This is a genomic window from Streptomyces cinerochromogenes (assembly GCF_014648635.1).
Taxonomy (GTDB): domain Bacteria; phylum Actinomycetota; class Actinomycetes; order Streptomycetales; family Streptomycetaceae; genus Streptomyces; species Streptomyces cinerochromogenes.
Genome location: NZ_BMRM01000037.1, coordinates 25,003 through 32,023, shown reverse-complemented (window position 1 = coordinate 32,023; position 7,021 = coordinate 25,003). Strand labels below are relative to the sequence as shown.

Genomic DNA, 7,021 nt, shown 5'->3' with positions numbered 1-7,021 from the left:
CCCCTCGACCTGCTGGTCGAGGGGGCTGTCGCGTTGGTAGCGGGGACAGGATTTGAACCTGCGACCTCTGGGTTATGAGCCCAGCGAGCTACCGAGCTGCTCCACCCCGCGTCGGTAGGACCACCCTACGCCACTGGCCCCGTGCTTCTGACCGAATGTCCCCCGGGTTGCGCGACCGGCCTCAGTTTCGGCCGCCGGGACGCCGCCACCGTGTGGTCTTGCTCTCATCAGGGGGGCGCCGGATTACCGATGAGGCGTGTGTCTTCGGCAGGATGGGCGCATGACCGAGATCCGCACACCCCGTCTCCTCCTCCGTAGCTGGCACGACGACGACCTCGTGCCAATGGCGGACATCAACGCGGACCCACGGGTCATGCGCTGGATCGACGACGGCTCGGTGCACGACCTGGACCACACGGCCGAGGCCATCGAGCGATGGGAGGAAGAGTGGGACGAGGAGGGCTTCGGGCTCTTCGCCGTCGAGCTGCTGGCCTCGGGCGAACTGATCGGCTTCACGGGACTGTCCGTGCCCGAGTTCCTGCCGGAGGTGATGCCCGCCGTGGCGATCAGCTGGCGCCTGGGTTCACAGTTCTGGGACCAGGGGTACGCGTCCGAAGCCGCGCACGCCACGCTGGAGTTCGCGCTTCAGGACCGCGGCCTGGACCGCGTCATCAGCATCAGCCAGGTGGGGGACAACGCCTCCGAGAACGTCATCCGCAAGCTCGGCATGGTGCCCGAGCGGGAGACGGTGCACCCGGTGTACGGCTACCCTCTGCGCGTTCACGCCATCGACCTCACCGAGTTCCAGGCGTAAATCGGCCGACCATCGATCATCGCAAGCCAGCCGACCGATGTCCCTACGTCCCCGAGCGCATGGATCGCGACGGTACGGACTCGAGGGACAGAGTGTCCTCCCGTCGCTGACCTGCCACTTTCACGGAACCGCAGACAGAGCCGCAGACAGAGCCAGATGCAAAAGTCCCCATCAACCCACCATCCACCGCGTACACCAGCCATCCTTCAGCGGCGAGGTCCTCGCCGACCGAACTTGTAGGACGTGTTGTGTGCCTGCTTCCAGCCCGGGAGTTCCTCGCCCTTTCGGCGCCGGTAGGGCATCACAAGGTCGTGCCGGTGCCCGGGTAGCCGCCGTCCGCGATCGGCATGGTGCGGCCGACGGCGACCTCAGACGTCGTTGCATGCGGGAGACCAGCGAGTATGTATTGCAACGATCGATCCAAAATGGCTAAGCTGGCAGCATGGCGCGACCGCGGATGTTCGACGAGGAACGGGCCCTGGACGCGGCGATGCACATGTTCTGGGAGAAGGGTTACGAGGCCACTTCCACCCAGGACCTGTGCGAAGCCACCGGACTGGGGCGCAGCAGCATCTACAACACGTTCAAGAGCAAGCACGATCTGTTCGAGCGAGCACTGGCCCACTACATCGACACCATGACCACCGCCCAGCTGGCCGTCCTGGAGGACACGCGCCGCCGCGCCGCCGACCGCATCCGCGACCTGCTCACCATGGTCGTCGACGGCGAGGCCGAGCACCGGGCCGGCGGCCGCAGCCTGGGCTGCCTGACAGTGAACACCACGGTCGAGCTGGCCGCTCGCGACAGCAGGGCGGCGGAACTGCTGGAGCGCGACACAGCCCGCAGGCTCGCGGTGCTGCGCGCGGTGATCGAGGAGGGTCGCCGCGACGGCAGCGTCACCTCCCAGCGGGACGCCGGAGCACTGGCCCGATTCATCAACGCCGCGATCGGCGGCATGCGCATCTCCAGCCAGGGCGGCGCTGACCGGACCGCACTGGAGTCGATCGCCGAAGTCACCCTCGACGCACTGACCCGCTGACCCACTCGCCACCCGGGCGCTGCCTGCACATGCCCACGTTTTGAACTGATCAATCCATATCTCTTCATCGCAACGTCACCCGGCCCCACGCCGGTCGGCGTCGACCTCCAAGGAGACAAGACCGTGCCCCGTGCCGTATACGTCCTGGCACTCGGCATCTTCGCCATGGTGACCAGCGAGTTCGTGGTCGCCGGACTGATGCCGCAGATGGCCGACGGCCTGAACGCCACAACCCCGCAGATCGGATACCTCATCACCGCGTTCGCGGTGGCCATGGCGGCCGGGGGGCCCTTCCTCACCGTGGCTCTCATGAAACTCCCGCCGCGGACGGCACTGATGGCGCTGTTCGTCATCTTCCTGGCAGGCAACGTCCTGGCTGCCACCGCGACCGGCTACGCCACGATGATGACCGCGCGAATCATCACCGGCATCGCCTCCCAGGCCTTCTTCGGCGTGGGTATCTCGATGTGCGCCCAGATCACCCGCCCCGAGGTCCGCGGCCGCGCGATCGCTGTCGCGATGAACGGCCTCATGCTCGGCACCCTGCTCGGACTGCCCATCTCCACCCTGGTCGGCGAGCGTTTCGGCTGGCGGGCGGCGTTCTGGACCATCACCACCATCACCGTGATTGCCACCGTGGCCACTTGGTTCGGCGTTCCCCGTATCGAGCGCGTCGAGGGCGGCGGCGGCTTCCGGCACGAGGTCGGCGTCTTCAAGAAGCCCAAGCTGTGGCTGGTGCTGTCCACCAGCACGCTCATCATCGGCGCCACCTTCTCCGCCTTCAGCTACTTCAACCCCATCCTCACCGACCTCGCCGGCTTCTCCACCGGCACCGTCCCCCTCCTGCTGATCGTCTACGGCGCCGCCACCGTCGTCGGCAACAACATCGTCGGCCGCTTCGCCGACCGCCACACCGTCCCCGTACTCGCCGTCGGCCTCGTCATCAACACCGTGTTCCTTACCGGCTTCGCCCTGCTCGCCGACCTGCCCGCACCGGCCGTCGTCTGCATGACGGGCATCGGCCTGGTCGGCGTCACCATGAACCCGGCCATGGCGACCCGCGTCCAGCGAACCGGAAACGCCGGCCCGCTGGTCAACACCGTCCACTCCTCCTTCATCACCCTCGGCATCATCCTCGGCTCCTCCATCGGTGCCGTCGTGCTCGACGCCTGGGGTCTGCGAGCCCCGCTCTGGCTCGGCGCGATCATGGCATTGCTAGGCCTGGCCACCGTCCTGCCCGACCTCGCCCGCCGCTCCATCCCCGCAAGCGGCCTTGCCTCCCCGCGCTGTGCTGAACAGATAGACCGGGTGTGAGCCATTGGGCCACTCGGCAAGGCGGCGGTAGCAGATGACGGCTACCTGTCGTGGCGCGGCGCCGCCTCTCTGAAGGTTCGACGCCCGAGTACAGCAGACCCGTGGCAACGTTCTCCAGGGCGCTGAGCCCGGGCATGAGGAAGAACTGCTGGAAGACGAATCCGATGTCGCGGGCGCGCAGGACGGCCAGTTGGGCCTCGCTGAGTCGGTCCACCGGGTGGCCGGTGACGGCGAGGCTGCCGGAGCTGGGTCGGTCCAGGGTGCCCAGGAGGGCGAGGAGGGTGGACTTGCCGGATCCGGACGGGCCGGCCACGGCGACGAGTTCGCTCTCTTCGATGGTGAGGTTGATGCCGTGCAGGACACGCGTCGGCGGGTCGCTGGGGAACTCGCGGACGACGTCGACCAGGTCCAGGACGGGGACGGGGGCTGTGGTGTCGGTGCTCACTCGGGGATCACCACCTTGGTGCCTTCCTTGATGTCGCCCTTGGTGATCTGCGCTCGGGCGTCGGCGACGAGGCCGATGGTCACGGGTATGAGCTTGTGCTGCCCGCCGGGCTGGATGACTTCGACGCCGTAACCGCCTTCCGCAAGAGCGACGAGAGCGGTGACCGGAACCGCAAGCACCTGAGGGGTTTATGGTCGCTCACGGTGAGGGTGGCCGGTCCGGGGCCGGCCACCCTCACGGTCTTCTGGTCCGCAAGGGACACGGTCACCTCGGACTGCTGCTTGGTGTCCCCGCCCTGCTCCTGTCCACCGCCGTCCTGTTGAGGGGCGCTGATGCTGACGGCAATGACCTTGCCGCTCACCGTCTTTCCGTTCGACCCGACTGGTGGCGACCGCCAAGATTTCCTATGCCGGTGACCTTGAGCACGGTTGTGCCTGTCAGGGATGAGCCCACGACGCCCACGGTCTGGGACACACGCAGGCGGGGCATGTCGAGCACGACGAGCGAGCCGGGGTCGACTTCGCCGGTCTGTGCTTTTCGCACCAAAGGAGGAGCACGGAAGGCCGACCACGTCTGCTCCGTAATCGCCGGTTGCCGACCGGCGCACCCGGACGGACCGTTCCGTCGGTGAGGGTGGAGACGGTGACGGGGCCGGGCCCGCCGCCGTGCGGGAGGGCGGCGGCGGCCAGGCTCTTGGGCGTCTTCCCATGGGGGAGCGGGGTGTCCCCGAGACGGCCGGCTGCGCCCCGACTCCCGTGCGGTGCCGGCCCGGAGGCTTTCTCCAGGAGAGTCAACTCTGCTGTGACGGCGCCTATCTGACGGCCCAACAGGTGTATACCGGTTGTTGGCCGGTGCCGTCGGTGCCGTGGTCCCTCGCCCTCCTCGACCCGACTGTGCGGCGCCGGCGGTGAACACCTGACTCCGCGACCGCCCGTGGCTGAAAAAATACGGTCCGTCATCCGCCGCCGCGCCGGATTGCATGAATATCAGTTCATGCGCGTTATCGGGCGATGTAAAGCCGTCGTGATCGGCGTTTCCTCGAGCCGTTGTCGATCATGTCGGGTGAACGTCCGTAAACATCTCAAAACGGACAGCTCGAAAATTCTTGCAGGTGTCGCGGGTGGCGTGTAGGGTTTCGATTGGTTCGGCCAGACGGGGGAAGGCTGATATGAGCACGTTCGAACCAGACCAAAATTCGGGGCACCTCCTGCCGATGACCACGGCGGGAGGCAGGGGAATGAATAGCGATCCGGCCACCACCCGATTAGAGGACGAGTCGCCGGCATACCGGAAGCGGCGTGACGAAATAGCGGCCCGTGCCGCGGAGCACGTACTCGGCGAGCCCATTGCGGCAGTCGAATACACCGAAGCCGAACACGCGCTGTGGCGCCTGGTCTCCCAGCGGCTGACGGAGCGGCACCGGGACCTCGCGGCGCCGGAGTTCCTCGCCGCCGCCGAGCGTCTTGGTGTGGCCGAAGACGGCGTCCCGCAACTGCAGGACGTGTCCGAGCGCCTGCACGGGCTGACCGGATTCCGGCTGCGACCCGCCCCCGGTGTAGTCCCCTTCGCCCTGTTCTGCGGCTCCCTGGCCGATGGATACTTCCATTCGACCCAGTACCTGCGCGACGGCGCGACCCCCTTCTATTCGACCGAGCCGGACATCCTGCACGAGGTCATCGGGCACGGGAGCGCCATGGCCGACGACCGGTTCGCCGCGCTGTACCGACTGGCCGGCGAGGCCGTGCGCAGGGTCGAATCCGAGACAGCCGTCCAGTTCGTCGCCAAGACCTTCTGGTTCACGGTCGAGTGCGGCCTGCTGGACGCCGTCGACGGGCCCCGCGCCTACGGCGCCAGCATCGTCTCCTCCTACGGCGAGCTGGAGCACTTCCGCTCCGCCGACATCCGGCCGCTCGACATCGCCGACATGGCCCGCGTCGACTACGACATAACCCAGTACCAGACCACCCTTTACAGTGCGCGTTCCCTCGCGCATCTGGAGGACGTCGCGGGTGAATTCTGGGCGTCCTGCGACGATACATCCATTGAGAAACTCCTGGTGGTTGATATATGACTCGGCTCGCAGGACAAGGACCCACTGCACAGCAGAGCCCGGAATCGGAAGTGCTGGACGTCACCGGCATCGGATTCGGTGCCGCAAATCTCGCCCTGGCTGTGGCGCTCCATGAATCGGAAGCGGCGGGGCGAGCCCTTTTCCTGGAGAAGCAGAAGGAATTCGGCTGGCACCGGGGGATGCTCATCGAGGGTTCCTCGCTCCAGGTGTCCTTTCTCAAGGACATCGCCACCATGCGCAATCCCACCAGCGATTTCGGCTTCCTCTCCTATCTGCAGGACAAGGGCCGGCTGGTGGACTTCATCAACCAGCACACCCTGCTGCCCTCACGGATCGAGTACCACGACTACCTCCAGTGGGCCGCCGACCGGCTGAACCACCTGGTCGAGTACGGCGTGGAGGCCACCGGCGTGCGACCGGTGACCGACGCCGGCGAGGTCGTCGCGCTGGACGTACTCGCCGGCGACCGGGTGGTCGCACGGACCAGGAACCTCGTCATCGCCTCCGGCCTGCGCCCGCGGCTGCCCGAGGGCGCCGAGACCGGTGAACGCGTCTGGCACAGCTCCCAGTTGCTGCACCGGCTGCCCGCGTTCGACGAACGCCCGCCCCGCCGGGCCGTCGTGGTCGGCGCCGGCCAGAGCGCGGCCGAGGTCGCCGCGCACCTCATGGAGCGCTACCCGCAGGCCGAGGTGTGCGCGGTGTTCGGCCGCTACGGCTACAGCGTCGCCGACTCCAGCCCCTTCGCCAACCGCGTCTTCGACCCGGCCGCCGTGGACGACTTCTACTTCGCCCCGCCCGAGGTCAAGCAGTCCATCATGCGTTACCACGGCGGCACCAACTACGCCGTCGTGGACGAGGACGTCCTCCGGGACCTCGCCCGCCGCCAGTACGAGCAGAAGGTGACCGGCACCCCACGGCTGCGGCTGATGAACGCCTCCCGCCTGGTGTCCGTCGAACCCCGCGGTGAATCCGCCGCCGTCCGCGTGGAGTTCCTGCCCACCGGCGAACACACCGAACTCGACGCCGACCTGGTCGTCTACGCCACCGGGTACCGGTCGGCCGATCCGGCGGAACTGCTCGGCGGCGTCGGCGACGCCCTCCGCCGGGACGCGGCGGGCGAGTTGCTCATCGGCCGCGACTACCGGCTCAGCACCACCGGGGACTTCCGGTGCGGGATCTACGTCCAGGGCGCCACCGAGGCGACCCACGGCATCGCGTCCACCCTGCTGTCCATGGTGGCGGTCCGCGCGGGCGAGATCGCTCAGTCGATCACCGGCGGCCGGCGCGACCCGGACCGCACCGCCGGCGGCAGGGCAGTGGCGGGGAACAGGGGCTGAA

General features: G+C 67.7%; 7 protein-coding genes, 1 tRNA gene and 1 pseudogene. 5 read left to right on the top strand and 4 right to left on the bottom strand.

What is annotated here, in order from left to right; all coding sequences use genetic code 11:
- Positions 1-34: 34 nt before the first annotated feature.
- Positions 35-111 (bottom strand) — tRNA-Met (locus IEZ20_RS39025).
- A 169-nt stretch (positions 112-280) separates the two neighbouring features.
- On the opposite strand from IEZ20_RS39025, the gene IEZ20_RS39020 reads away from it, so the two are divergent.
- On the top strand, positions 281-814 hold the full coding sequence (locus IEZ20_RS39020; RefSeq protein WP_189307820.1) for a GNAT family N-acetyltransferase: 534 nt from the start codon (positions 281-283) through the stop codon (positions 812-814).
- A gap of 233 nt (positions 815-1,047) precedes the next feature.
- On the opposite strand, the pseudogene IEZ20_RS40290 reads toward IEZ20_RS39020, so the two are convergent.
- Positions 1,048-1,187: pseudogene (locus tag IEZ20_RS40290) on the bottom strand (IS5/IS1182 family transposase); the annotation flags it as partial.
- A 69-nt stretch (positions 1,188-1,256) separates the two neighbouring features.
- On the opposite strand from IEZ20_RS40290, the gene IEZ20_RS39015 reads away from it, so the two are divergent.
- The gene (locus tag IEZ20_RS39015) at positions 1,257-1,853 is read left to right on the top strand and encodes a TetR/AcrR family transcriptional regulator (RefSeq protein ID WP_189307817.1); all 597 of its coding nucleotides are present in this window, start codon (positions 1,257-1,259) and stop codon (positions 1,851-1,853) included.
- A 123-nt stretch (positions 1,854-1,976) separates the two neighbouring features.
- Positions 1,977-3,167 (top strand): MFS transporter, encoded by a 1,191-nt coding sequence (locus IEZ20_RS39010; RefSeq protein ID WP_189307815.1) that lies wholly within the window; start codon positions 1,977-1,979, stop codon positions 3,165-3,167.
- Here the strand turns inward: IEZ20_RS39010 and IEZ20_RS39005 are convergent.
- Both IEZ20_RS39005 and IEZ20_RS39000 read right to left on the bottom strand, forming a co-directional pair.
- Positions 3,058-3,612 carry an ABC transporter ATP-binding protein gene (locus tag IEZ20_RS39005; protein WP_268253098.1) on the bottom strand — a complete coding sequence of 185 codons (555 nt, stop codon included), beginning with the start codon at positions 3,610-3,612 and terminating at the stop codon, positions 3,058-3,060. The genes IEZ20_RS39010 and IEZ20_RS39005 overlap by 110 nt on opposite strands.
- Positions 3,609-3,791, bottom strand: coding sequence for a hypothetical protein (locus IEZ20_RS39000; protein ID WP_189307813.1), 183 nt, complete (start codon positions 3,789-3,791; stop codon positions 3,609-3,611). The genes IEZ20_RS39005 and IEZ20_RS39000 overlap by 4 nt, the downstream gene beginning before the upstream one ends.
- 1,058 nt (positions 3,792-4,849) lie before the next feature.
- Between IEZ20_RS39000 and IEZ20_RS38995 the strand changes: the two genes are divergently transcribed.
- Together IEZ20_RS38995 and IEZ20_RS38990 are read left to right on the top strand one after the other, a co-directional pair.
- The gene (locus IEZ20_RS38995) at positions 4,850-5,683 is read left to right on the top strand and encodes a phenylalanine 4-monooxygenase (RefSeq protein WP_189307811.1); all 834 of its coding nucleotides are present in this window, start codon (positions 4,850-4,852) and stop codon (positions 5,681-5,683) included.
- Between the two features lie 50 nt (positions 5,684-5,733).
- On the top strand, positions 5,734-7,020 hold the full coding sequence (locus IEZ20_RS38990) for a lysine N(6)-hydroxylase/L-ornithine N(5)-oxygenase family protein (RefSeq protein ID WP_229896501.1): 1,287 nt from the start codon (positions 5,734-5,736) through the stop codon (positions 7,018-7,020).
- Position 7,021: the final 1 nt, after the last annotated feature.

Excerpts from the sequence above, each read along its gene's own strand:
- IEZ20_RS38995 (WP_189307811.1), top strand. The coding sequence starts at position 4,850 with ATGAATAGCGATCCGGCCACCACCCGATTAGAGGACGAGTCGCCGGCA.
- IEZ20_RS39020 (WP_189307820.1), top strand. The coding sequence starts at position 281 with ATGACCGAGATCCGCACACCCCGTCTCCTCCTCCGTAGCTGGCACGAC.
- IEZ20_RS39015 (WP_189307817.1), top strand. The coding sequence starts at position 1,257 with ATGGCGCGACCGCGGATGTTCGACGAGGAACGGGCCCTGGACGCGGCG.